The 24,226-nt window shown below is 74.8% G+C and carries 20 protein-coding genes and 1 tRNA gene; 9 read left to right on the forward strand and 12 right to left on the reverse strand.

Annotated elements, in window-relative coordinates; all coding sequences use genetic code 11:
- A partial coding sequence (locus tag ACZ7H1_RS35555; protein ID WP_470792440.1) for an MFS transporter occupies positions 1–960 on the reverse strand: 960 nt, incomplete at its 3' end.
- A gap of 82 nt (positions 961–1,042) precedes the next feature.
- Between ACZ7H1_RS35555 and treY the strand changes: the two genes are divergently transcribed.
- A complete protein-coding gene (gene treY, locus ACZ7H1_RS35560; RefSeq protein ID WP_470792442.1) occupies positions 1,043–3,595 on the forward strand; it encodes a malto-oligosyltrehalose synthase in 2,553 nt (850 codons plus the stop codon).
- Positions 3,592–4,875, forward strand: coding sequence for a M14 family zinc carboxypeptidase (locus tag ACZ7H1_RS35565; RefSeq protein WP_470792443.1), 1,284 nt, complete (start codon positions 3,592–3,594; stop codon positions 4,873–4,875). Before treY ends, ACZ7H1_RS35565 begins: the two co-directional genes overlap by 4 nt.
- Here the strand turns inward: ACZ7H1_RS35565 and ACZ7H1_RS35570 are convergent.
- Both ACZ7H1_RS35570 and ACZ7H1_RS35575 read right to left on the reverse strand, forming a co-directional pair.
- Positions 4,865–5,350, reverse strand: a complete 486-nt coding sequence (locus tag ACZ7H1_RS35570; RefSeq protein ID WP_470792444.1) for a GNAT family N-acetyltransferase — start codon at positions 5,348–5,350, stop codon at positions 4,865–4,867. The two genes, ACZ7H1_RS35565 and ACZ7H1_RS35570, sit on opposite strands and share 11 nt — an antisense overlap.
- Before the next feature lie 95 nt (positions 5,351–5,445).
- Positions 5,446–5,994 (reverse strand): DUF1707 and FHA domain-containing protein, encoded by a 549-nt coding sequence (locus tag ACZ7H1_RS35575; protein ID WP_470792445.1) that lies wholly within the window; start codon positions 5,992–5,994, stop codon positions 5,446–5,448.
- 106 nt (positions 5,995–6,100) lie between these two features.
- On the opposite strand from ACZ7H1_RS35575, the gene treZ reads away from it, so the two are divergent.
- Positions 6,101–7,849 carry a malto-oligosyltrehalose trehalohydrolase gene (gene treZ / locus ACZ7H1_RS35580; protein WP_470792447.1) on the forward strand — a complete coding sequence of 583 codons (1,749 nt, stop codon included), beginning with the start codon at positions 6,101–6,103 and terminating at the stop codon, positions 7,847–7,849.
- A gap of 115 nt (positions 7,850–7,964) precedes the next feature.
- On the opposite strand, the gene ACZ7H1_RS35585 is transcribed toward treZ, so the two are convergent.
- From ACZ7H1_RS35585 to ACZ7H1_RS35595, 3 genes are all read right to left on the reverse strand, one after another.
- Positions 7,965–8,417, reverse strand: coding sequence for a GNAT family N-acetyltransferase (locus ACZ7H1_RS35585; protein ID WP_470792448.1), 453 nt, complete (start codon positions 8,415–8,417; stop codon positions 7,965–7,967).
- Between the two features lie 73 nt (positions 8,418–8,490).
- Entirely contained in the window at positions 8,491–9,603 is a 1,113-nt protein-coding gene (locus ACZ7H1_RS35590; RefSeq protein WP_470792450.1) for a M24 family metallopeptidase, read from the reverse strand.
- 54 nt (positions 9,604–9,657) lie between these two features.
- Positions 9,658–10,524 (reverse strand): LysR family transcriptional regulator, encoded by an 867-nt coding sequence (locus tag ACZ7H1_RS35595; protein WP_470792452.1) that lies wholly within the window; start codon positions 10,522–10,524, stop codon positions 9,658–9,660.
- 131 nt (positions 10,525–10,655) lie between these two features.
- Between ACZ7H1_RS35595 and ACZ7H1_RS35600 the strand changes: the two genes are divergently transcribed.
- From ACZ7H1_RS35600 to ACZ7H1_RS35610, 3 genes are all read left to right on the forward strand, one after another.
- Positions 10,656–11,378 (forward strand): CTP synthase C-terminal region-related (seleno)protein, encoded by a 723-nt coding sequence (locus tag ACZ7H1_RS35600; RefSeq protein WP_470792453.1) that lies wholly within the window; start codon positions 10,656–10,658, stop codon positions 11,376–11,378.
- An 81-nt stretch (positions 11,379–11,459) separates the two neighbouring features.
- Positions 11,460–11,532 (forward strand) — tRNA-His (locus ACZ7H1_RS35605).
- A gap of 122 nt (positions 11,533–11,654) precedes the next feature.
- A complete protein-coding gene (locus ACZ7H1_RS35610) occupies positions 11,655–12,809 on the forward strand; it encodes an alpha/beta hydrolase (RefSeq protein ID WP_470792455.1) in 1,155 nt (384 codons plus the stop codon).
- On the opposite strand, the gene ACZ7H1_RS35615 is transcribed toward ACZ7H1_RS35610, so the two are convergent.
- Positions 12,778–13,533, reverse strand: a complete 756-nt coding sequence (locus ACZ7H1_RS35615; protein ID WP_470792456.1) for an alpha/beta fold hydrolase — start codon at positions 13,531–13,533, stop codon at positions 12,778–12,780. The two genes, ACZ7H1_RS35610 and ACZ7H1_RS35615, sit on opposite strands and share 32 nt — an antisense overlap.
- Before the next feature lie 158 nt (positions 13,534–13,691).
- Complete coding sequence (locus ACZ7H1_RS35620) at positions 13,692–15,749, reverse strand: phosphocholine-specific phospholipase C (RefSeq protein ID WP_470792458.1); 2,058 nt, start codon at positions 15,747–15,749, stop codon at positions 13,692–13,694.
- Positions 15,750–15,968: 219 nt separating this feature from the next.
- Here ACZ7H1_RS35620 and ACZ7H1_RS35625 point away from each other — a divergent pair, with 219 nt between their 5' ends.
- Complete coding sequence (locus tag ACZ7H1_RS35625; protein WP_470792460.1) at positions 15,969–19,142, forward strand: NACHT and WD40 repeat domain-containing protein; 3,174 nt, start codon at positions 15,969–15,971, stop codon at positions 19,140–19,142.
- Between the two features lie 41 nt (positions 19,143–19,183).
- Here the strand turns inward: ACZ7H1_RS35625 and msrB are convergent, their stop codons facing one another.
- The 4 genes from msrB to ACZ7H1_RS35645 all read right to left on the reverse strand — a co-directional run bounded on the left by msrB (position 19,184) and on the right by ACZ7H1_RS35645 (position 22,460).
- Positions 19,184–19,609 carry a peptide-methionine (R)-S-oxide reductase MsrB gene (msrB, locus tag ACZ7H1_RS35630; RefSeq protein ID WP_470792461.1) on the reverse strand — a complete coding sequence of 142 codons (426 nt, stop codon included), beginning with the start codon at positions 19,607–19,609 and terminating at the stop codon, positions 19,184–19,186.
- 13 nt (positions 19,610–19,622) lie between these two features.
- On the reverse strand, positions 19,623–21,020 hold the full coding sequence (murC, locus tag ACZ7H1_RS35635; protein ID WP_470792462.1) for a UDP-N-acetylmuramate--L-alanine ligase: 1,398 nt from the start codon (positions 21,018–21,020) through the stop codon (positions 19,623–19,625).
- Between the two features lie 75 nt (positions 21,021–21,095).
- Positions 21,096–21,563 carry an indole-3-glycerol phosphate synthase gene (locus ACZ7H1_RS35640; RefSeq protein WP_470792463.1) on the reverse strand — a complete coding sequence of 156 codons (468 nt, stop codon included), beginning with the start codon at positions 21,561–21,563 and terminating at the stop codon, positions 21,096–21,098.
- Between the two features lie 126 nt (positions 21,564–21,689).
- Positions 21,690–22,460 (reverse strand): pyrimidine reductase family protein, encoded by a 771-nt coding sequence (locus ACZ7H1_RS35645; RefSeq protein ID WP_470792464.1) that lies wholly within the window; start codon positions 22,458–22,460, stop codon positions 21,690–21,692.
- Positions 22,461–22,497: 37 nt separating this feature from the next.
- On the opposite strand from ACZ7H1_RS35645, the gene zapE reads away from it, so the two are divergent.
- Both zapE and ACZ7H1_RS35655 read left to right on the forward strand, forming a co-directional pair.
- Positions 22,498–23,631: a cell division protein ZapE gene (gene zapE / locus ACZ7H1_RS35650; protein ID WP_470792466.1), complete on the forward strand. Its 1,134-nt coding sequence runs from the start codon at positions 22,498–22,500 to the stop codon at positions 23,629–23,631.
- 53 nt (positions 23,632–23,684) lie between these two features.
- Positions 23,685–24,113: an OsmC family peroxiredoxin gene (locus tag ACZ7H1_RS35655; RefSeq protein ID WP_470792468.1), complete on the forward strand. Its 429-nt coding sequence runs from the start codon at positions 23,685–23,687 to the stop codon at positions 24,111–24,113.
- The last annotated feature ends 113 nt before the right edge of the window (positions 24,114–24,226 follow it).

A 24,226-nucleotide genomic window follows, 5' to 3' on the forward strand; every position in this document is an offset into this window, starting at 1 on the left:
CACACACCCCCACCCTCCTCCCCCCCCCCCCCCCCCCCTGTTTCCCCCCCCCCCCCCCCCCCCCCCCCCCCCCCCTCCCTCCCCCCCCCCCCCCCCCCCCCCCCCCCCCAGTCCGATCCGGGCCGGCAGCACGCCGAGGGCGAGGCCCACGGCGGCGCTGACCACGCCCATGGCGGCGTACACCAGCCCGGCCTGCCCGGGGACGCCGAGCCGGTCGGTGAGGGCGGCGATGCCGGCCTGGCAGGCGCCGAACATGGCGCCCTGGAGGAGCAGCGAGCCGCGCAGCGCGTACACCACACCCGGGTGGCGGGGGCGGCGGCCGCGGGGACGTGCGGCGGCAGGGGCCCCGGCCGTGACGGCGGCGGTCGGGTGCAGCGCGAAGGCCGTGCCGAACACCGCGACGAGACCGGCGGCGCCGCCGAGGGCGACCGCGGGGTGGGCCACGAGGGCGGCGAGGCCGACCAGCGCGGGCCCGAAGACGAACGACACCTCGTCGAGGGTTCCTTCGAGCGAGTGCACGGCGCCGACGACTCCTTCGTCGGCCTTGGCGCGGTGGGCCAGTGCCACCGAGCGGGTACGGGCGAGGGGGCCGATCAGGGGGACGGACGCGCCCGTGACGGCGGCGACCGCGGCGAGCGGGACGGTCCCGAGGCCGGTGAGCGCCCCGGTGACGAGCGCGGCCGTGGCCAGCGCGTTGAGCGCGGCGGCGGCGAGCACGACGGGCCGCTGCCCCCGGCGGTCGGCGAGCCGGCCCAGCAGCGGACCGCACACCACCTGCCCGGCGGAGAGCGTGCCCCCGACGATCCCCGCCGTGGCGAGGGACCCGGTGGTCTGCGCCACGAGCAGGACGCTGCCGAACTGGGACATCGCGACGGGCAGTCGGGCGAAGAACGAGACGAACGGGAGAAGGGGCCCGGTCAGGGCGATGACCTTGCGATAGGTGAGGACGGTTCCAACCACTCGTGGAACGCTAACGCGGCGCAGTCACCCGGATGCACTGGGCAATGGCACGGAATCGCGGGGACTGGGTACGTACGTTCTCATGACCCGGCAGTACTCGAGCACCCGACCGACGTTCCCCACCGCCACCTACCGGCTTCAGCTCCAGCCGCGGTTCCCGTTCGCCGCGGCCGAGGCGGCCGTACCCCGTCTGGCCGATCTGGGAGTGTCGCACCTGCACCTGTCCCCGGTGCTGGAGGCGGTGCCCGGATCCGAACACGGTTACGACGTCGTCGACCACACGCGCGTGCGCGAGGAGTTGGGCGGCGAGGCGGGCCTGCGCGCGCTGGCCCGCACCGCGCGGGCCCACGGCCTGGGGCTGGTCCTCGACATCGTGCCCAACCACATGGCGGTTCCGGCGCCGGTGCGGCTCAACCGGGCGCTGTGGGAGGTGCTCCGGGAGGGCCCCGGCTCGCCGTACGCCGCCTGGTTCGACATCGACTGGGCGGCGGGAGGCGGACGGCTGCTGCTGCCCGTGCTGGGCGGCCCGCTGGCCGGGGAGCTCGGCCGCATGCGCGCGGCGGACGGCGTACTGCACTACGGGGACCACGAGTTCCCGCTCCGGGAGGGCACCGCCGGCCTGCCGCTGGAGGAGCTGCTCGCCGCGCAGTGGTACCGGCTCGGCTGGTGGCGGCTGGCCCGCAGCGAGCTCAACTACCGGCGCTTCTTCACGATCTCGGAGCTGATCGGGGTGCGGTCGGAGGACCCCGGCGTCTTCGCGGCCACGCACGCGAAGGTGCTCGAGCTGGTGCGCGACGGAGTGGTGGAGGGGCTGCGGATCGACCACCCGGACGGGCTGGCGGACCCCGAGCGCTACCTGCGGCGGCTCGCCCGGGAGACGGCGGCGGCCGGGGGGCCGTGCTGGACGGTGGTGGAGAAGATCCTGGCGCGCGAGGAGCGGCTGCCGCCCGCCTGGCCGGTGGCGGGGACCACCGGCTACGACGCCCTGCTGCGGATCGACGGCGTCCTCACGGATCCGGACGGGGCAGCCGAACTGGCCCGGCTGCACGCCCGGTTCACCGGAGCCCCGGCCGACGCGGGCGGCGAGTGGGCGGCGACGGCCCGGCGCGCCGGGTACGAGGTCGCGGGCCACGATCTGGCTGCCGAGACCGAGGCGCTGGTGCGGCTGGCGTCCCCGGGGACCCACGACCACGCGCCGTGGGCCCTGCGGACCGCGGTGCGCGAACTGCTCCTCGCCCTGCCCGTCTACCGGCCGTACCCCCGCCCCGGCCCCGGCACGGCGGACCTGCTGCCGCCGGAGGCGGTACGGGCGGCCCGGGCGGCGTTCACCGTGCCGGACGAGGCGGCTGCCGTGGACCACGTCCGGGAGCTCGCGCTCGGCGGCGGCCCGGCCTTCGCGGCCCGCTTCGCGCAGACCGCGTCGGCCCTGCGGGCCAAGTCCCTGGAGGACCGGGCGTTCTACCGGTACGCGCCGCTGCTGTCGGCCACCGAGGTCGGCGGCGATCCGGCCCGCCCCGGGCTGCCGCCGGAGGAGTTCCACGCGTACTGCACGCGGACCGCCCGGGACTGGCCGCTGGGCGGGACGGTGCTCTCCACGCACGACACGAAGCGGAGCGCCGACGCGCGCGCCTGGATCTCGGTGCTCTCGCAGGCGCCCGGCCGCTGGGAGCGCTTCCTGGGCGGCGTCGCGGCGGGCGCGGCGGACCCCGATCCCCCGCTGGTCTGGGCGGCCTGGCAGACGGCGCTGGGCCTGGGGCTGGGTACGGGGACGGCTGCGGAGCCCGGGGACGGGTCGCGGGAGCGGGAGCGGCTGACGGCGGCGCTGCTGAAGGCGGTGCGGGAGGCGGGGCTGCGGACCGGCTGGACCGAGCCGGACTCCGCGTACGAGGAGCGGCTGCGGGAGTTCACGGCGGCGATGCCGGCCGGGCCGCTGCGGGAACTGGCCGGGGAGCTCGCCCCGCACGCGCGGGCGAACATCCTGGGCGCGACGCTGCTGCACCTGACGATGCCGGGCGTGCCGGAGGTCTACCAGGGCTGCGAGGCGGAGTACCGGGCCCTGGTCGACCCGGACAACCGGGCTCCGCTGCGCCCGCCGCAGCCCGACGCGAAGACGGCCGTGACCGCGGCGGCCCTGCGCCTGCGCCGGGCCCGCCCGGAGCTGTTCGCCCCGCTGCCGGACACCGGGACGGACGGGGCGGGCGGCGCGGGCAGGCCGGGCGGGTCGGGCAGGCCGGGCGGGTCGTACGAGCCGGTGGCGGTGCGGGGGCCGGCCGCCGGGCACTGCGTCGCCTTCGTGCGCGGCGGCGGGGCGCTCACGGCCGTCACCCGGCTGTCGCTTCGCCTGGCGGAGGCGGGCGGCTGGCGGGACACGGCGCTCCGCCTCCCCGCGGGCCGCTGGACCCCGCTCCTGCCGGGAGCGGAACCGGGACCGGGAACGGAGCGGGGAGCGGAACCGGGAGTACGGCCGGAGATGGGGCCGGGCGCGGGGGGTCCGTCCGTCGAGGGCCCGGCCTGGATCCCGGTCGCCACCCTGTTCGCGTCGTCACCCGTGGCGCTGCTCGTCAGGGATCACGACGCAACCGTGACGCCGCAGGAGCAGTACCGGGTCCGTGCGGCGGGCAGCACAACGGGGTGACCCTACTCCGTGACATGTGCTACCCCACCGCCCGCGAACTCAGCCTCACCGCCCGTGCGCTCGCGGACGAGCACCCCGGCCTCGCCCGCCTGCGCCGGGCGGGCACCTCCCGGGCGGGCCGGCCCCTGTGGGTGCTGTCGGCCGGGCAGGAGTCCGGGAGCCCGGCCGGCTCCCCGGGCACCCGTGACGTGCTCGTCGTCGCGGGCGCCCACGCCAACGAACCGGTCGGCGGCCCCACCGCGCTCGCCCTGGCCCGGCGCGTGATCCGGGAGCCCGCCCTGCGCGCCGGCGCCACCTGGCACTTCCTGCTGTGCGCCGACCCGGACGGCGCGGCCCTGCACCGGACCCCCCGCCCGTACACGCTCCTCGACTACCACCGGAACTTCTTCCGGCCGCCCGGCCCCGAGCAGCCCGAGTGGGCCCCGTCTTTACTGCCTCCGGACCGGCTGCCGCCCGAGACGACCGCGCTCACCGCCCTCATCGACGAGGTACGGCCCGCCCTGCAGGTCTCCCTGCACGGCACGGACCTCGGCGGCAGCTGGGTGCAGCTCACCCGCGACATACCGGGGCTCGCCGAGCCCTTCGGGAAGTCGGCGGCCGAGCTGCGCATCCCGCTGGAGACGAGCGCCTCGGACGCGGCGGGCTGGCCGTCGCCCGGCCCGGGGATCTTCGTGATGCCCCAGCCGGGCGGGGACGGCGCGGGGCTGTTCCACCCCGAGGACACCCGGCTGAGCACCTGGTACCACGCCCACCGGTACGCGGGCACGACCGCCGTCGTGGAGGTCCCGATGTGGGCGAGCGACCTCGTCGACGATCCCGCCCCGCATCCGGACCCGCGCCGGGCCCTGCGGGTCCTCGCCCGCCGACTGGACGAGGAGTCCCGCGAGGTGGGACGGATCCTGGCGTCGGTCCGGGCGGAACTGCCCCCCGGCGCCGGGGACTCGCCGCTGCTGCGGGCCGTCGACTGGACTCTCGCGCTGATCCCGCGGATCACGCAGGAGTGGTCGGGCTCCGCGCCCCCGGAGGCCACGGCCGCGTACATCGGGTCCATCGACGCCTTCTCGCGCCGCCTGGTGCTGCGGGCCGCCGCGATGCTGCTGCGGGTGCTGCGCGCGGCCGGGCACCGCGCCGCGACCGCGCTGGACCGGCTGGTGACGGGGTGGTGCGAGGCCTTCGCGGCGCGGTTCGGGGCCCGCTGGGTGCCGGTGGCCACCCAGGTCGAGCACCAGGCGCGGACGGTGGTGGAGGCGTACCGGCTGCTGCCGGCCGTCAGTCCGTGACCGGCAGCCAGTACCGCAGCTTGGGGCGGGAGCCCGCGCCGAGCCGGTCGTAGAAGCGGATCGCGCCCTCGTTCCAGTCGGGCGTCTGCCACTGGACCTGGCCGAGGCCGAGCTCGCGGGCCAGCCCGGCGACGGCCGTCATCAGGAGCGCGCCGAGTCCGTGGCCCCGCGCGCCTTCGGCCAGGTAGAGGCAGTCCATGTGCAGGTTGTCGCGGGCCTCCCAGAAGGCGAACTCCGTGGAGCAGGCGGCGTATCCGACGAGCGAGCCGCCGGGGTCGGCCGCCACCAGGATCCGCAGCCGCGGGTCCCGGTCCGCGCCGAACAGCAGCGGGTGCAGACGCCCGGCGAGGCCGCCGGGGCGCGGGGCGGACTTCTCGTACGCCATGTGCTCGTGCATCAGCTCGACGATGCGCGGCAGGTCCTCGGGGCGTGCGGCCCGTACGGCGGGCGTGCTCTGCGGGTTCGGAGACGTCATGGAGATCATCTTGCGGGTCCGCGGCGCGGGCCGGGCGGCCGGGGTTCCCGGGGCCGGGCCCGTGGCCGGCGGGGCGGTCTGCGGGCTGCGGCCGGTCAGCGGGCGGAGAGGCGGAACGACATCCGGCCGAAGCTCACCTGGTCTCCGTCGCGGACCACGGCCGAGCCGGTGACCCGGCGGCCGTTGACGGTCGTGCCGTTCGTGGAGCCGAGGTCGCGCAGCACCCAGCAGCCGTCCCGCAGGGACAGCTCGGCGTGCACGCGGGAGACGGTGTCGTGGCTCAGCCGCAGGCCGTTGCCGGGGTCGCGGCCGATGCGCAGCGGGTGCGCGCCCGCCTGCGGGAAGAGCAGGGCGGGCAGCTTCTCGGCCTGCCAGGCCCGGCGGACCCCCACGGACACGGCGGAGACCCGGCCCACCCAGCCGAACAGCCGGGAGGTCCAGGGGGGTTCGGTGGCGAGGTCCTCGGTGAGCACGGCCAGTTCGTCGGAACGGCGGGCGGCGAGGGCGAGTTCCATCCGCCGCAGGAACGTGTCGTGCGACAGCCGGCCCTGCGCGGCGCCTTCCCGGAGCATGCCGAGGGCCCGGTCCCGCTCGGCATCGGACAGCCGCGCGGGATGTACGGGAAACTCGAAACTCGACGTCACAGGGTGATTGTCGGCCCGTCGGGCCCGAAGTGTCCAGAACTCCCCCGCCCGGCCGGTGATGATGGCCCCGGCAGGTGAGCAACCGTCCGCTACGAGGGGACAGTCCGTGCAGTTCGAGGTGTGGGCACCACAGGCAGAGCGGGTCGCGCTGCGGCTGGGCGAGGCCGGAACGCATCCGATGGAGCGCGATCCGCTGCGGCCCGGCTGGTGGACGGCCGAGGCCCCGGCCGCCGACGGGGACCGGTACGGGTTCCTGCTGGACGCCGACCCGGCGGTACGGCCCGATCCGCGCGGGCGCGCGCTGCCCGACGGGGTCGACGGGCCGAGCGCGGTCGTGGACCCCGGGCGGTTCGTGTGGTCGGTGCCGGGGCCGCGCACGGCGCTCCAGGACGCGGTCCTGTACGAGCTGCACATCGGGACGTTCACCCCGGAGGGAACGTTCGACGCGGCCGCCGGACGGCTCGGGGAGGTCGCCGCGCTGGGCGTCACGCACGTCGAGCTGATGCCGGTGTGCCCGTTCCCGGGGCGGCACGGCTGGGGGTACGACGGGGTGGCGCCGTGGGCGGTGCACGAGCCGTACGGCGGACCGGTCGGGCTGGCGCGCTTCGTGGACGCCGCGCACGAGCACGGGCTCGGCGTGGTGCTCGACGTGGTGCACAACCACCTGGGGCCCGCCGGGAACCATCTGCCCGCCTTCGGGCCCTACTTCACCGCTGCGCGGCAGACGCCGTGGGGCTCGGCGGTCAACCTGGACGGGCCCGGCTCGGACGAGGTGCGGGCGTACCTGCTCGGGAGCGCACTGGCCTGGCTGCGGGACTACCGGATCGACGGGCTCCGGCTGGACGCGGTGCACGCGCTGGCGGACGACCGGGCGCTGGGCTTCCTGGAGGAGCTGGCGCAGGCCGTGGACGCACTCGCGGCGGAGACCGGGCGGCCGCTGTTCCTGATCGCCGAGTCCGACCGGTGCGACCCGCGGACGACCACCCCGCGGTCCGCGGGCGGGCCGGGCCTGCACGCACAGTGGAACGACGACTTCCACCACGCCGTGCACTGTGCGCTGACCGGCGAGTCGCAGGGGTACTACGCCGATTTCGCGCAGGCGCCGCTGGCCGCGGTGGCCAAGACCATGACCCGGGCGTTCTTCCACGACGGCACGTACTCGTCGTTCCGGGGACGCACGCACGGCCGTCCCGTGGACCGGCGCACCACGGCGGCCCACCGGTTCCTCGGCTACACCCAGACCCACGACCAGATCGGGAACCGGGCCCGCGGGGACCGGCTGTCGGCTTCCCTGTCGCCGGGGCTGCTGGCCTGTGCGGCGACGCTCACGCTGACCGGGCCGTTCGTTCCGATGCTGTTCATGGGCGAGGAGTGGGGTGCGGACACGCCGTGGCAGTACTTCACCGACCACACGGATCCGGAGCTGGCGGCGGCGGTGCGCGCGGGCAGGCGCCGGGAGTTCGCGGCGCAGCTGCGGCCGGGCGAGGAGGTGCCCGACCCGCAGGACCCGGCCACGCGGGACCGGTCCTGCCTGAACTGGGCCGAGCCGGGGCGGGCCCCGCACAGCCGGCTGCTCGCGTGGTACCGCACGCTGATCGGGCTGCGGCGGCACCAGCACGACCTGCGGGACCCGGACCTGGCGGCGGTCCGGGTCGCGTACGACGAGGAGCGGCGCTGGCTGACGTACCGGCGCGGCGACGTCCGGATCGCGGTCAACCTGGGCGCCGAGGAGACCACGATCGCCCTGGGCCGCAACGGCGTGCGGGTGCTGGCCGCCTGGGAGCCCGTGCAGTCGCCGGGCCCGGACGGCCGGATCCGCCTGCCCGGCGAGTGCGCGGTGGTCCTCGGGCACTGAGGGCCGTCCCGGCGGGCCCGCCCCGGAGCCGACCGGGAGCGGTCCGGGACCGGTGCGGGACCGGCCCCCGGCCGGCTCCGGGTCGGGGGCGGGTCAGGCGCGGGTCAGGCGCGGGTCAGCTCCAGGTCAGTTCGTAGTACTTGAGCTGGTCGTCCTCGGCGACCAGGCACAGGCCGGCGGCGGTCATGACGCGCTGGGATGCGACATTGTCGTGTGACGTGTCACCCTTCACGCTGCGCGCGCCGTGCTCACGGGCCAGCCGGAGCAGGGCCCGCACCGCCTCGGTGGCGTACCCCTCCCCCCGGACCGACGGGATCAGCCCGTAGCCGATCGTGACGCTCCCGTCCTCGTCGGCCGGTCCGTGGAACCCGAGCCCCCCGATGGCCAGCCCGTCGGCGCGGCGGCGGATCTCGTAGGCGCCGAAGGGCTGCGGGTCACCGCACTCGGCGCACGTGCTGAGGAAGTTCCGCGCACCGATCGCATCGACCTCGCCCGGATACCCGGGCGCCCACGCCGCCTCGTCCCGCGGCCCGGAGGCGAGCAGACGCTCCGCCTCCGTGGCGCTCATCGGATGAAGGACCAGCCTCTCGGTTACCAAGTCATCCATGACACGGTGACTATCACAGGACCCGCCGGATGGCCTATGAGACGACGGCCAGTTCCCGGGGCGCGTTGTTGAGCCGCGCGGCGCCGTCCGCGGTCACCGTCACGATGTCCTCGATCCGCACTCCGAAGCGGCCGGGCAGGTAGACACCCGGCTCGATGGAGAAGCACATCCCGGGCAGCAGCGGCTGCTCCTCGCCCTCGACCAGGTAGGGCGGTTCGTGGGTGGTGACGCCGATGCCGTGGCCGGTGCGGTGGATGAAGCGGTCCCCGTACCCCGCCTCGGTGATCACCGCGCGGGCCACCCGGTCGATCTCCTGGCAGGCGACGCCCGGCCGGACCGCCTCGAACGCCGCCTGCTGGGCCTGCCGTACGACGTCGTGCACCCGCTGTGCCTCGGCCCCGGGCTCGCCGACGTGCACCGTGCGGGAGATGTCGGAGCCGTAGCCGTCCCGGAGACCGCCGAAGTCGAGGACCACCGTGTCGCCGTCCGCGATGGTCCGCTCCCCCGCCTCGTGGTGCGGATTGGCGCCGTTGGGCCCGGACCCGACGATGGTGAAGTCGACCTGGGAATGCCCGTGTTCGCGCAGCAGCGCGGCGAGGTCGGCCGCGACCTCGGCCTCGCGCCGGCCGCCGAAGCGGACCTTCAGGATGCCGGCGTACGCCGCGTCGGCCGCCGCTCCCGCGGCCGCCAGGTGCTCCAGCTCCCGGCTGTCCTTGACGGCCCGCAGCATCGGCAGCGCCGAGCCGAGTGCGACGTACCGGTTCTGCGGCAACTCGCCCTGGATGCCCAGCAGGTGCTGCGCCCACATGCTGTCGCTCACACCGTACCGCCCGGTGCCGCCGAGCAGGCCGGCGGTCACCGCGTACGGGTCCTGCCCGTCCGTCCACTCCCGCAGGGTCAGTGCCTGCGCCCCGGCGGCCGCGGCCGCGTCGGGTGCCTCCAGGGCGGGCACCACCAGGACGGGTTCCCGTCCGGCGGCCAGGACGAGCAGGGTGAGGCGTTCGGTCTCGACGGGCCGGTATCCGGTGAGGTGCACCAGGTCGGGGCCGCCCGCGACGAGCAGCCCGGCGAGCCCGGCCTCGGCTGCGGCGCGGGTCGCGCGCTCCATCCGGCGGGCGTGGTCCTGTGCGGTGAAGGTGGTCGGCATGGCTGCATCCTGCCGTGCGGCGGACGGCCGCGCGAGCACGCGGGCGCAGGAGGCTCACCGTGCGGCGGTGAGCCGCTCCGCGAGGGCCGCCGCAGCACCGTCGAGGGCGCCGGACCACAGGAGTTCCGTACGGTGCACCAGCCGCGGCGCCCCGAGCGGTACGGCGCTCCCCGGCCCGGCCGCCGCTGCCGCCGCGGCCACGCCCGCGGGCAGCAGGACCAGGCCCTGCCCGGCGGCGGCCAGCGCGCACAGGGCGTGCACGTCCGTCCCCTCGTAGCGCAGTGCGGGCGCGGTCCGCAGCGCGGCGAGCGGCAGTCCGGCGTGCGGCGCGTCCAGCCAGCGGGCGTCGGCGAGGTCCTCGAGCCGCAGCCCGGTGCGGCGGGCCAGCGGGTGGCCGGGGGGCAGCAGGACGGCGAGGGGCTCCTCGGCCACGCCCGTCACGGTCAGCGGGGCCACGTCCGGCAGCGGCAGCGGATCACTGGCCGCGGCCACGCCGTCGACGAGGCCCAGATCGCAGCGCCCGGTGGCGACCTCGGCCGGGACTTCCTCGCGCGGCAGCACGCGCAGCGTCACCTCGGCTCCCGGGCAGGAGGGCGGGAGCGCGCCGGCCAGCCGCGGGCCGACGGCCAGCGGCGAGGCGGCCAGCGTGATCCGGCCGGGTGGCGCGGCGGCGAGCCGGGCGATGTCCGCGCGGGCCGCGTCGAGCCGCAGCAGCAGCGGGCCGGCGTGCTCCAGCAGGCGGGCGCCGACGGCGGTCGGCGCGACCGGGCGGCGGGTGAGCAGCGGGGTCCGCAGGTCGCCCTCCAGGGCGGCGACGTGCTGGGACACGGCGGACTGGGTGTAGCCGAGTTCGCGGGCCGCCGCGGAGAAGGAAGCGAGGCGGACGACGGTGACGAACGTCCGGAGGAGGTGCGGATCCATGCCCCCAGCATCGTCCCCGCGGGCGTGCCCGCGGCGCCCGGCCCCCTCTCGCGGGTCCATCGGCAACGCTTATGGATCATGCACTGATCATCGTTGGCGCTGCACTGCGGTCTCCGCCCAGGATGGTCGGCATGACGACGGCACGTATCGCCCTGGTGGGCGACCGCTCCCCCCATGTCCGCTCCCACGCCCGCATCCCCGGCCTGCTCGACGCCCTCGCCGCCCGCGACCGGCTGGTCCTCGACGCGTACTGGATCCCGACCGAGGACGCCGGGGCCGAGGCCGCCCACGGTTTCGCGGGATTCGACGCGGTCTGGGTGCTGCCGGGCAGCCCGTACCGCAGCGAGGACGGCGCGCTCGCCGCCGTCCGCGCCGCCCGCGAGGGGCGCATCCCCTTCCTCGGGACCTGCGGCGGCTTCCAGCACGCGCTGCTCGAGTACGCCCGCAACGTCTGCGGCCTGTCCGGTGCCGCGCACGCCGAGAACGACCCCGGCGCTGCCGACCCGCTCATCGCCCCGCTCGCCTGCTCACTGGTCGGGCACGAGGGCACGGTGCGGGCCGAGCCCGGCTCGCTCGCCGAGCGGGTGCTGGGCGGCGGACGCTCGGTCGAGCGGTACCACTGCAACTACGGCCCCGACGCCCGCCGGCTGCCCGAGCTCGCCGCCCACGGGCTGCGGTTCTCCGGCACCGACGAGGACGGGCAGGTGCGCATCGCGGAGCTGCCCGGGCACCCCTTCTTCCTCGCCACGCTCTTCCAGCCCGAGCTGTCCGGGGACGGCACCCGGCCCCACCCGGCGGTGCGGGCGCTGGCCGCGGCGGCGGTGGCGCACGCGCGCGAGCGGGCCTCGGTCTGACGGTTATCGCGTCGCGGGACCACCCGGCTGATCGGCTATGCTGTGCGTGCACATCGAACGGGTGGTCCGCCGCCCTTCGTGGTGGGTGTAGCTCAGTTGGTAGAGCACCTGGTTGTGGTCCAGGTGGCCGCGGGTTCGAGTCCCGTCACTCACCCTTTGGTCCGCGGGGCGTACGAGAATTCATCTCGTACGCCCCGCGGTCGTTTCTCCGTGGCCGCCTCCCGATCGGGGGGCCTGGCAGGATCGTGGCCATGAAGAACATCATCGGTGGCGCCGATGTCCATCACGGGTGACGCCGCCATGGCGCTCGCGACGGTGGTGGCCTGCGCGGTGTTCGCGTTCACGGTCTGGGTGTGGCCCCGGCTCGCGGGACGGGGGATCCGCGCGCTGGTGGGCCGCGCCGGGCTGCAGCTGGCGATCACCTTCACCATGATCGTGCCGCTCGCGCTGGCGCTGAACTCCTCGTACGGCTTCTACGGCTCATGGGGCGATCTGCTGGCCCTGAAACGGGACGAGGCGGTCGCCGGGGGCTCCGGGCGGGAGCGGGACGGGCTGGTCGTCACGGGGGTGCACGGGTGGAAGCACCGGGGGTCCTCCGACCCGGACGTGATCGGCCGGATCGACGCGGTGAGCGTGCGGGGGGCGCGCAGCGGACTGTCCTCGCGGGCGTACGTCCACCTGCCGGCGGAGTACCTGCGGGCCCCGGCCGCCGAGCGCGGGACGTTCCCGGTGGTGGTGGCGATCAGCGGCTTCCCGAGCACGACGCGGGTGCTGATCGACCTGTTCAAGTATCCGCAGCTCGCGGTGGACGGCGTGCGTGCGGGGCGGATGCGGCCGGCGGTGCTGGTGATGCTGACGCCGACGGTCGCACCGCCGCGGGACACCGAGTGCGTGGACGTGCCGGGCGGTCCGCAGACGGAGACCTTCTTCGCGGAGGACCTCCGGGACGCGGTCACGTCACATTACGGTGTGACACGTGACCCTCGCGCGTGGGGTGTGATGGGCAACTCGGTCGGCGGCTACTGCGCGCTGAAGCTCGCGCTGCGCAAGCCGGACGCGTACCGGGCGGCGGCCGGGCTCTCCGCCCTGTACGCGGCGGCCCACGACGCGGCCACCGGCGACCTGTTCGCCGGGAACGCCCGGCTGAAGCAGGAGAACGACCTGCTGTGGCGGCTGCGCAACCTCCCCCAGCCGCCGGTCTCGCTGCTGGTCGCGAGCAGCCGCGAGGGCGAGCTGCAGTATCCGGACACGATGCGGTTCGTCGCGTCGGTCCGGTCCCCCGCCCGGGTGTCCTCGATGATCCTGGACCGGGGCGGCCACAACTACGAGACGTGGGGACGCGAGGTGCAGCCGGCCCTGGAGTGGCTGGTGGGCCGACTGCGTGCGGAGCGGCCGGATGCTACGCCCGGAGGAACTCCTCCACCTCGGTGACGAGGGCCACCGGCGCCTCGTGCGTCGGGTAGTGGCCGCTGCCGGGCAGGGTCCGGATCCCGGCGTTCGGGTACCAGACCTGCCAGGTGGCCTGCATGACCTCGGCGGTCAGCGCGAGGTCGTACGCGCCGACGAGCACGAGGACCGGCACGGTGCTGCCCTTGACCGCGGCCGACAGGTCCAGGCTCGTCCAGCTGGCGAGGTACCCGGCGAAGGCCTCGGGCCGGGAGACCTCGACGGAGTGCGCGACCATCCGGTCCAGCCAGTGGCCGCTCGCACGGTTGCCGGTGACCAGGTCGAGGATGGCGCGCCGCTTCTCCGGGTCGCCGGCGGCGCCGTGGAAGAGGGCGTGGGTCGGGTCGTCCATCTCGTACGGGCCGGCGGGCACGGGCGCGATGCCGACCAGCCTCTCGATCCGCTCGGGTGCCCGTACCAGTACCTGCTGCATCGCCTTGCCGCCCATCGAGTGGCCGATCAGCGAGAAGGTGTCCCAGCCCAGCTGGTCCGCGAGCGCCAGCACGTCGTCGGCGATCTCGGGCACGGTGTAGCGGCCGGTCTCCGCCTTCCGGTCGCCGTAGCCCCGGTAGTCGAGGAAGGCGTACGTGAACCCGTCGGGGTCCAGGTAGTCCAGCACGGAACCCCAGTTGGCGGAGGTCCCGAACCAGTCGTGCAGCACGATGACGCGGATCGGCCCCGATCCGGCGGTCCGGTGGGCAATGGCCATGCGGTCTCCCTGCGTTCGCCGCGTGCGCCGCGGGCGCGCGAAAACTGACGCCGTATGGTCTGCCCACCCGGCCTGCGCTCACACCGCACAGGCCGGACGGGACGGGCCGGGGCCCGGGTCGGACAGCGTCAGACCAGGGCGCACCGGGGCGGACCGGGTCAGACGGTCAGGATGCCCGGGTCGGACAGGCCGGCGGCGCCGGTCTCGACCTTGCCCGCGAGGCGGCGCAGGAAGGTCGCGTCCCCGGCGGACACGACCGTCACGTCGTACCAGTTGCGGGTGGTGTGCAGGTCCACGGTGCGGGTGACCGTCGCGCCCGTGGGGACGGTGACGGTCTCGACGGCGCCGTCGTAGGCGTGGGTCACGGTCAGCTGGGCATCGGCCGTGGCGGCGTTGGTGAAGGTCAGGTCGAGGTTGCCGGTGGTCGCGTTGTGGCGGGCGGTGACCTCGGGGCCGGCCGTCTTGCCGGGGCTGCGGAAGCGGCGCACGAAGCCGTTCGGCCCGTGCACGGTCAGGTCGGTGACGCCCTTGGAGTACTGGGTGTTCCAGGTGTCCGCGAGCGTCTTGCCGGCCTCGGTGGTGTACGTCCAGGGCGCGTCGGTGCGGTTGGCGGAGGTGACGTGGAACTGGCCGCCGGCGGACGAACCCGTGCTGAAGGTCAGCTGGTACTTGCCGGTGGAGATGTTCGCCGAACCGTCCACGTACGGCGCGTACTTGAGGGGACGGGTGGGGCGGGAGCCGGCCTCCTGGCGGGGCATGGTGCCGGTGGCCGGGACGGCGGGCACGTAGTCGGGGTGGCGCTCGCGGTCCGGCGGCTCGTAGGCCTCGGTCGGGGGCAGCACGGCGGGCGTTGTCTCCGTGCGCGAGAAGTCGAAGGCGGAGGTCAGGTCGCCGCAGACGGCCCGCCGCCAGGGGGAGATGTTGGGCTCCTGGACGCCGAAGCGCCGTTCCATGAAGCGGATGACCGAGGTGTGGTCGAAGGTCTCCGAGCAGCTGTAGCCGCCGGTGCTCCACGGGGAGACGACCAGCATCGGGACGCGCGGGCCGAGGCCGTACGGGCCGGCGACGTAGCCGGTCTTGCCGGGGAAGACGTCGAGCGCGGTCGGCGTGGTCGACAGGCCCTGCGCGGAGGAGGCGGGCGCGTACGGCGGGACGACGTGGTCGAAGAAGCCGTCGTTCTCGTCGTACGTGATGAACAGGGCCGTGCGGGCCCACACGTCCGGGTTGGAGGTCAGCGCGTCGAGGACCTGGGCGATGTACCAGGCGCCGTAGTTCGCGGGCCAGTTGGAGTGCTCGCTGAAGGCCTCCGGGGCGGCGATCCAGGAGACCTGCGGGAGCCGGCCGCCCTGGACGTCGGCGCGCAGCTGGTCGAACAGGCCCTCGCCCGCCTTGGCGTTGGTGCCGGTGCGGGCCTTGTCGTACAGCGGGTTGCCGGGCTGGGCGCCCCGGTACGCGTTGAAGTACAGGAGGGAGTTGTCGCCGTAGTTGCCGCGGTAGGCGTCGTTGATCCAGCCCCAGGAGCCGGCGGCGTTCAGGCCGTCGCCGATGTCCTGGTAGATCCGCCAGGAGACGCCGGCCGCCTCGAGGCGCTCGGGGTAGGTCTTCCAGCCGTAGCCGGCCTCGGCGTTGTTGAGGACGGGGCCGCCGCCGGTGCCGTCGTTGCCCGTGTGCCCCGTCCACAGGTAGTAGCGGTTCGGGTCGGTCGAGCCGATGAACGAGCAGTGGTAGGCGTCGCAGACGGTGAACGCGTCGGCGAGGGCGTAGTGGAACGGGATGTCCTCGCGGGTCAGGTAGGCCATGGTGGTGGGCGTCTTGGCGGGCACCCACTGGTCGTACCTGCCCTTGTTGAAGGCCTTCTGGCCGCCGGCCCAGTCGTGGTTGAGGCCCTGGAGGAACTCCATGCCGAGGTCGTCGACGGGGGGCCGGAAGGGCAGGGTCTCCTTCTTGCCGTCCGACTGGTGCCAGACCGGCTTTCCGCTGGGCAGCGTGACCGGGCGGGGGTCGCCGAAGCCGCGCACGCCCTTCAGCGCGCCGAAATAGTGGTCGAAGGAACGATTCTCCTGCATGAGGACGACGATGTGCTCGACGTCCTGGATGGTCCCGGTGGTGCCCTGGGCGGGGATGGCGGCGGCCCGGGCGATGCTGTCGGAGAGCGTGGTGAGCGCGGCGGCGCCACCGGCCAGCTGCAGGAAGCGGCGGCGGTTCAGTTCTGCCATGGGTGAGTGGACCTCTGCGGGTGGGGACGGTCAGGGGCGGACTCAGAACAGCGCGTGCGTGGTACCGCCCGGAGGCTGCCCTGTGACACCTCGCCGTACGCCAGACGAACGGCGGGCACCGGAACCGGTGCGTCAGCACGGCGGCGGGTGTTTCCCTACGTGGTGCACTTCCCCGTCACATGTGGTGGTGCAATGTGACACGCTGTCATCATCTGTGCCATGTCAGGCACATCAGGGACGTCCGCCGTTTCACCGGGCACCCGCCGCCTCCGGCGACGGCGGATCCGGACCGCCCTGTTCCTCGTCTGCGGGCTGACCGGTCTCGGGCTGTTCCTCGTGACCGCACTGCTCGGCCTCGGTACGGGCGACTCCCTCGCGAGCGTGCTCGGCCTGTTCACGGGCCTCGCCGGACTCGCCCTCGGCGTGGCCGAGTTCCTGCGCGGCGCGGACGCGGCCGTACCCGACCCGGCCGCCCTCGCCGACGACCTGGCCAGGACCGTACGCGCCCAGTGGCTGGAGGAGGCCGGGGCGCGGCGGCTGCGCGACCCCCGCGTCCTGCCCCTCGGCTGGTCCGCGACCCGCCGCGAGGTCGGCGCCGCCCCGCCCGCCCGCCCCGCCCGGCTCCCCGGCGGACGGGTCCTGCGGATGCGCCTCGACGGCCGCCTGGACGGCCGTTTCGAGGAGGCCACGGCCCGCCTCGCCGCCGGCTACCGGCAGATCACCACCGGCCGCCTGCTCGTCCTCGGCGACCCGGGCGCGGGCAAGAGCGTGCTGGCCATGCTGCTCACCCTCGGACTGCTCGGCGAGGAGCACCGCCCGCCGGGCCGCCCGGTGCCCGTGCTCGTACCGGTGTCCACGTGGGACCCGGCGCTGGAGCCGCTGGACGACTGGCTCGTCCGCCGCCTGGCCGACACGTACTACGCGGGGCGCCCCGAGATCCCCCGCACCCTGCTGGTCCACGGCCTGCTGCTGCCCGTCCTCGACGGGCTCGACGAGATCCCCGAATCGGCGCGCCGCAGCGCTGTGAGGGCGCTGAACCGGTCCCTGGGCGAGGACCGTCCGGTGGTCGTGACCTGCCGCAGCGCCGAGTACGAGGACGTGATCGAGGGCGGCTCCCCTGCCCTGCGCCACGCACCCGTGGTCGAGATCGCCCCGGTCGCCGCGGAGGACGCGGTCGCCTACCTGTCGGCCGTCGAATGGCCCGCGAGCACCGACTGGACCCCGGTCTTCACCCGCCTCCGCGACGACCCGGCCGGCCCGCTGGCGGCCGCCCTGTCGACCCCGCTCGTCGTCTCGACGGCCCGTACGGTCTACGAGCGCTGCGGCGGCCGGCCCGCCGAACTGACCGATGCCGTACGCTTCCCGAGCCGCCACGCAGTGGAGGACTTCTTCACCGACCGGTTCGTGACGGCGGCGTACGCCGACCTCCCCGGCCCCCGGGCGGCACGCGCCCGCGCCCGGCTGGTGTACCTCGCCCGGTACCTGCACCGCCACGGGGAGCGCGACCTCGCCTGGTGGCTCATGCCCGGACGGCTGCTGTCCGCCTGGGTGGCGCCGGTGGTCGGCCTGGGCGCGGGCTTCCTGGTCTGGCTCCTGACCTCCATCGGCATGGCGGGCCTCGGCCTGGGCCAGGCGGCCGGCATCGGACTGACGACGGGGGCCACCGCCGCGCTGCTCGCCACGGTCACCTGGTACGCGACGGCGGGCCGCCCGCCCGGCAGGCCGTCGTTCACCCGGCACGGTGCGCTGCGCAGGCTGCGGACCGGATTCCTGGCGGGATTCGCGTTCGCGGGCGTCCCGGCGGCGGCGGTCGTCGTGGGGCTGCTCCTCCTCGGAGTGTCCGTCGGCTGGGACCAGAGCGGTGCGAGTTCGCTGCTCGCCGTCGAGACGCTGGCGCTGGCGGTCATGACCGGGGCGGGCGCGGGGCTCGCCGCGCACGAGCTGCTCGACGCCCCGCCCGGGCAGTCGGCCCAGGGCGACCCGACCGGATCCCTGCGGGCGGACCGGCGCTCAGCCCTCGCCGGGGCGGCTGCCGCGGGCGCCGTCCTCGGCGCGGTCGTCTTCCCGGTGCTGACGCTGTTCGACCTGGCGGTCGCGGCCACCGGCGATGCGCTCAGCGGATGGTCGGGCGAGCCCGCCCTCGCGCCCCGACTCGTCACGCAGATCCGCAACGAGGCCAGGTGGCTGGGGAGTTACGCAGACGGCGGGTACGACGTCCCGCGGCTGATCGCGACGGCCGCGGTTCTGCACGCCGCGGTGACCGCCCTGCTCGTCCTGCTGTCGCGGGCCTGGACGCGGTTCCTGCTGCTGCGGCTGCACACCGCGGCGCGCGGCCTGCTGCCGCTGCGGCTCATGGGGTTCCTCGCCGACGCCCACCGGCGCGGGGTGCTGCGCCAGTCCGGAGGGCTGTACCAGTTCCGGCACATCCGCCTCCAGGAGATGCTGGTCAGCGGGCCGCCGTCGGCGGACGCGGCGCCCCTCGGGGCCGCTGGTCCCGCCGCGCCGCGCCCTCGCGCGCAGCGGCGGCTGCGCGTCGCACTGCTCGCCGCCGCCGTGGCTGCCGCGGTCCTCGCCCCGCTGCTGCACGCCTTCCCCGAGGACACCTCCCGGGTCACGCTCGCCGCACCGCACGAGGTCGGCACCCTGCGCTTCGAGCACGGGCTGCTGCTGGCCGCCGACGGCACCCGGCTGACCCGCTGGGACGCGGCCACCGGGCGCCCGGTCACCTCGCCGCCGGCCCCGCCGGTGACGGAGACCGACCTGGCGCGGGCGCTGTTCGCACCACCCGTCCCGAAGACGCTGCGGGACCTGGTCGCCGTCGCCGGTTCCGTCGAGGTGACGGACCCGCACACCGGCGAGTTCACCGGGCGCATGGCGCCCTCGGGCAACGTGGACACGGGCGGGCGCACGTCCGTGACGGGGACCGGCGGCGCACCGCTGGTCCTGCTGGGGCCGTGCTCGGGGCCCCTCCACCTCTGGGACCTGGGGCGCCGCCGCTCCGTAGCGGCGATTCCCGCGCTCGCGCGCGCCTCCGGCTGCTCGGGCCGGCTGCTGCTCAGCGGGGACCACGGCACGCTCGGTGTCACGGGACCGCACGACTGCGGGCTCGCCCCGTACGACGCGCGGACGGGCCGGCCCGCCGGGCGGCCGGTGCCCTGCCCCACCCTGAACCTGACCACCGTTGCAGCCCTCAGCCACGACGGAACGCACGCTGCCATCGGGACGATGGACGGCCTGGTCAGAATCTGGGACCTGCGCACGGGCACCCCCCGCGGGGAACCCCTCACCGGCCACCGCGCCACGGTGCAGCGGATCGCCTTCGACCGTACGGGCTCCCGCCTGGCCGCCGCGGCGGCCGACGGCTCCGTACGCATCTGGGACCTGCCCCGGTGACCCCTGCTCGGGCGCGGGCACCGGGGCGGCGTCGCCAGGGGTCAGCTCGCGGCGGTGTCGTCCGCGGAGTCCGCGGTCAGGCGCAGGGAGATGCTGTTGATGCAGTAGCGCTGGTCCGTGGGGGTGGGGTAGCCCTCGCCCTCGAAGACGTGGCCCAGGTGGGAGCCGCAACGGGCGCAGCGGACCTCCGTGCGGACCATGCCGTGGGAGGTGTCCGCGATGAGCTCGACCGCGTCGGTGTCCTTCGGGTCGTAGAAGGACGGCCAGCCGCAGTGCGACTCGAACTTGGTCTCCGAGCGGAACAGTTCCGCACCGCAGGCGCGGCAGGAGTAGACGCCGGCGGTCTTGGTGTCCGTGTACTCACCGCGGAAGGCCGGTTCCGTGCCCGCGAGGCGCAGGACCTGGTACTCGGAGGGGGTGAGCTCGGCCTGCCACTGCTCGTCGGGCTTCTCGACTTCGTACGGCATGACTCGCGTCCCTTCAGTTCGCCAGCCGGGCGAGGATCTGGGGGCCCAGGTCCGTCACGTCGCCCGCGCCCATCGTCAGAACGAGGTCGCCGGGCTTCGCCATTCCCGCGATGACGTCGGCGACGGCGCCCTTGTCGTGCTCGGCGGTGACGTCCGCGCCCGCCGTACGGGCCGCGGCGATGATGATCTCGCTGGTGACGCCGGGTACCGGGTCCTCGCGGGCCGGGTAGATGTCCAGGACGACGGACGAGTCGGCCAGGGCGAGGGCCTGGCCCATCTCCGTGCCGAGCTCCTGGGTGCGGGAGAAGAGGTGCGGCTGGAACACGACCAGGATGCGGGAGTCGCCGGCGGCGCCGCGCATGGCCTCCAGGTCGGCGGTCATCTCGGTGGGGTGGTGGGCGTAGCTGTCGATGACCTGGACGCCGGCGGCCTCGCCCTTGAGCTGGAGGCGGCGCTTGACGCCGGTGTACTTGCCGAGCGCGGAGGCCAGGTTGTGGGCCGGGATGCCCAGGGCCACGCCGGCGGCGAGGGCGGCGACGGCGTTGTGGGCGTAGTGGCGGCCGGGGACGGAGACGGTGAAGGTCAGCGGGCGGCCGTTCAGGACGACGGTGACCTCGCTGGTGAGGCCGCGCGGGGTGACCTTCGTGATGCGGACGTCGGCGTTCTCGTCCTCGCCGTACGTGACGACGTTCACCGGCGACTGGGCGGCGCGCAGCCGCCGGGTCAGCTCGACGGCGCCGTCCTGGTCGGAGGAGACCACCAGGGTGCCGCCGGGGACGACCTTGCCGACGAACGCCTCGAAGGACTCGTGGATCTCGTCCATGGAGGCGTAGTTCGCGTGGTGGTCCAGTTCCGCGTTGAGGACGATGGCGACCTCGGGCGCGTACTTGTGGAAGCTGCGGTCGCTTTCATCCGCCTCGGCCACGAAGATCTCGCCGGCGCCGTGCTGCGCGTTCGAGCCGGGCGCGTCGAGGTCGCCGCCGATGGCGTAGGACGGGTCGAGGCCGAGTGCGGAGAGGGAGACGGCCAGCATGGAGGTGGTGGTCGTCTTGCCGTGGGTGCCGGCGACGGCGATCGGGCGGGTGCCCTCCATGAGGGCGGCCAGCGCGTCGGAGCGGTGGACCACGGGGATGCCGAGCTCGGCCGCCCGGGTGAGCTCGGGATTGTCGGCGCGGATGGCGCTGGAGACGACGACGCAGGTGGCGTCGTCGGCGAGGTGGCCCGCGGCGTGGCCGATGTGGACCGTGGCGCCGAGGGCGCGCAGGGCCTCGCCGGTCGCGGATTCGCGCGAGTCGCTGCCGGCCACCTTCGCTCCCCGCTGGGCGAGGATCTTCGCGATACCGGACATTCCGGCGCCGCCGATGCCGATGAAGTGGGGCCGGTCCATGGCGGTCGGCAGGCCGAGTGTCATGCGTGTCTCTCCCGAGGGCTCTGCCCGAAGGCTTGGTGCGGGCGGTGCCCCGGTACGGGGCACCCACCCCGCAGCCTATTCGTTGTGGGCGAAGAGCTTGAGCACCGGAACGCCCACCTTGTGCCGCGCACGGGACGCCCAGTCCCGGTGGAAGAACTCCTCGACGAAGTGCGGGGCGGTCAGGACGATCACCTCGTCGGCTCCCGTCTCCTCCACCACGGCCCTCAGCTTGTCGAGCGGGTGGTCGTCGATGATCTGCCCGACGGCCTGGTGCTTCCTGGCGCGCAGGGCCTGCAGGGAGTGCTCCAGGGCCTGTGCCGCGGGGCCGCGGGCGGCGCTCCCCTCGGGCTCGTCGCCCTCCCGGATCGCCTCGGGGAGCTCACCGAGCGCGACGTCGTCGATGGCGCGCAGCAGCCGGTCCTGGTCTCCCCGGGGCTGGAGCAGCACGACGAAGGAGACGGGGTCGTCTCCGTGCAGGGTCGTGACGAAGTCCACGTCTACGGATGTCAGAGGCTTCTCGATCATCAATACGCTCGTGAACACGGACGCCCTCTCCTTCATGGGCCGCGGCGGCCCCTGCGGAAACCATCCTGCCCCGCTGTCGCACGGGACCTGTGCAGGTAAGTGTGCCCAGCGGGAGATAAGCGGAACGGGAAATTCCGCAGCTTGTCAGATCCGACGGTAGCGGGTGAAAAGGAACCCGGCCTCCTCCAGCAGGGCGGCGAGTCCCAGCCGTGCCGGCACGGCCACGGAGGGGCCTCCCGCGATGCGCTGGGCGTCTCCGGCCGTCAGGGTCGGCGACACGGTCAGGCACAGCTCGTCCAGCACTCCGGCCGCGACGAACTGCCCGAGCAGCCTGGGCCCGCCCTCGGTCAGCTGGCGCCGCAGACCCCGGTCGGCGAGCTCGCGTACGGCACGCGCCGGGTCGACCCGGGTCCCCTCCCCCGCGGTCACCACCTCGGCCCCCGCCTCGCGGGCGCGCGCCACCCGGTCGGCCGGGGCACCGGCGCCGGTCAGCACGAGCGTGGGCACCAGCGGCGAGGTGAACAGGGGCAGCGAGAAGTCCAGGTCCAGGCCGGCGCTGACCACGGCGATGGCGGGCGCGGGGCCCTGGCCGGCGGCGGCCCGGCGGGCGGCGAAGGCCTCCCGGGCGCGGGCCGGGCGGTACCCCTCGAGCCGAACCGTTTCCGCACCCACCACGACCACGTCCGCCAGCGCCCGCAGGGTGCCGAAGATCCGCATGTCGGTATCGCCGGAGATCGGCTGCGAGCGGCCCTCGTGGTGGGCCGCCCCGTCGAGCGAGGAGACCATGTTGGCGCGCAGCCAGTGCTCCTGCGGGCCCAGGGCGGGGTACGCGTAGGCCTCCGCGAGCTCGTCCAGGGACCACTCCCGGTCCGCGGGGTGGGGTGTCTGATCGGTCACAGGGAACAGGCGTTGCATGCGGTGCAGTGTGACACGCCGCGTAGAGTTAAGAGCTGTGTCAACATCTCTCACCGCGTCCTCTGCGGCCTCCGCTTTCCCGGGGGCCGCGCCGTCCGGGCCGGGCCCGATAGCCGATGCGGGCCCGCAGTCCCTGTGCGCCCGCACGCCGCACGTGCCCGCCGAGCGCCTGGTCGCCGAGATGGTGCCGCCGCCGCGTTTCGACTCGGTGCGCTTCGACACGTACGACCCGGACCCGAACCAGCCCAGCCAGGCGCAGGCCGTCACCACGCTCGGCGCGTTCGCCGCCGGGCTCGGCGGCGCCCACGCGAGCGGCAGCGGCAAGCGGCGCTGGTTCTCCCGCAGCCCCAAGCCGGCCGGTCCGGCCGGCCCGCGCGGGGTCTACCTCGACGGCGGCTACGGCGTCGGCAAGACCCACCTGCTCGCGTCGCTGTGGCACGCCACGCCCGCGGCACCCGAGCTCAAGGCCTTCGGCACCTTCGTCGAGCTGACGAACCTCGTCGGGGCCCTCGGCTTCCAGCAGACCGTGCAGACCCTCGGCGGGCACCGGCTCCTGTGCATCGACGAGTTCGAGCTCGACGACCCGGGCGACACCGTGCTCGTCTCCAGCCTGCTGCGCAAGCTGGTCGAATCGGGCGTGGCACTGGCCGCCACCTCCAACACCCTGCCCGGCAAGCTCGGCGAGGGCCGCTTCGCCGCCGTCGACTTCCTCCGCGAGATCCAGGGTCTGTCCGCGCACTTCCGGCCCCTGCGCATCGACGGCGAGGACTACCGTCACCGCGGGCTGCCGGAGGCTCCGGCGCCGTACTCGGACGAGCAGGTCGCCAAGGCCGCGTACGCCACGCCCGGGGCGACCCTCGACGACTTCCCGGGGCTGCTGGAGCACCTGGCCAAGGTGCACCCGAGCCGCTACAGCGCGCTCACCGAGAACATATCGGCGGTCTGCCTCACCGACGTGCGGGCCGTGCCCGACCAGTCCACGGCGCTGCGGCTGGTGGTGCTCGCGGACCGGCTGTACGACCGCGAGATACCGGTGCTCGCGTCGGGCGTGCCCTTCGACCGGCTGTTCAGCGAGGAGATGCTGAACGGCGGGTACCGAAAGAAGTACTTCCGCGCCATCTCCCGGCTCACTGCGCTCGCCCGGGACGCAAAGGGGCTGGTGGCGCAGTAGGTTGGGCCAGTCGGGCCGAACCGGCCCGGCCGACCTGCCTGAAGGGATCCATCATGGCCGCCACGCGCCACGCACACGCCGTCTGGGAAGGCGATCTGTTCGAGGGCAAGGGCGAGGTGTCGCTCGACTCCTCCGGCCTCGGCACGTACCCCGTTTCCTGGCCGGCCCGTACCGACGAGGAGGCGAACGGGCGGACCAGCCCCGAGGAACTGATCGCCGCGGCGCACTCCAGCTGCTACAACATGGCGTTCTCGAACATCCTCGCCAAGGCCGGCAACGCGCCGACCAGGCTCAACACGCGTGCCGACGTCACCTTCGTGCCCGGCAAGGGCATCACGGGCATCCTCCTGACCGTCGAGGGCGAGGTGCCGGGCATCGACGGCGCGGCGTTCGCCGCCGCGGCCGAGGACGCCAAGAAGAACTGCCCGGTCAGCCAGGCCCTGACCGGTACGACGATCACGCTGGACGCCAAGCTCGTCTGACGGACCGTCGGGGGGGGGGGGGGGGGGGGGGGGGGGGGGGGGGGGGGGGGGGGGGGGGGGGGGGGAAACGCATCCCTCTGGTGGGATGGTGGGTGAGGGGCGGGGGGGGGGGT

The organism is Streptomyces sp. NPDC037401 (genome assembly GCF_055602345.1).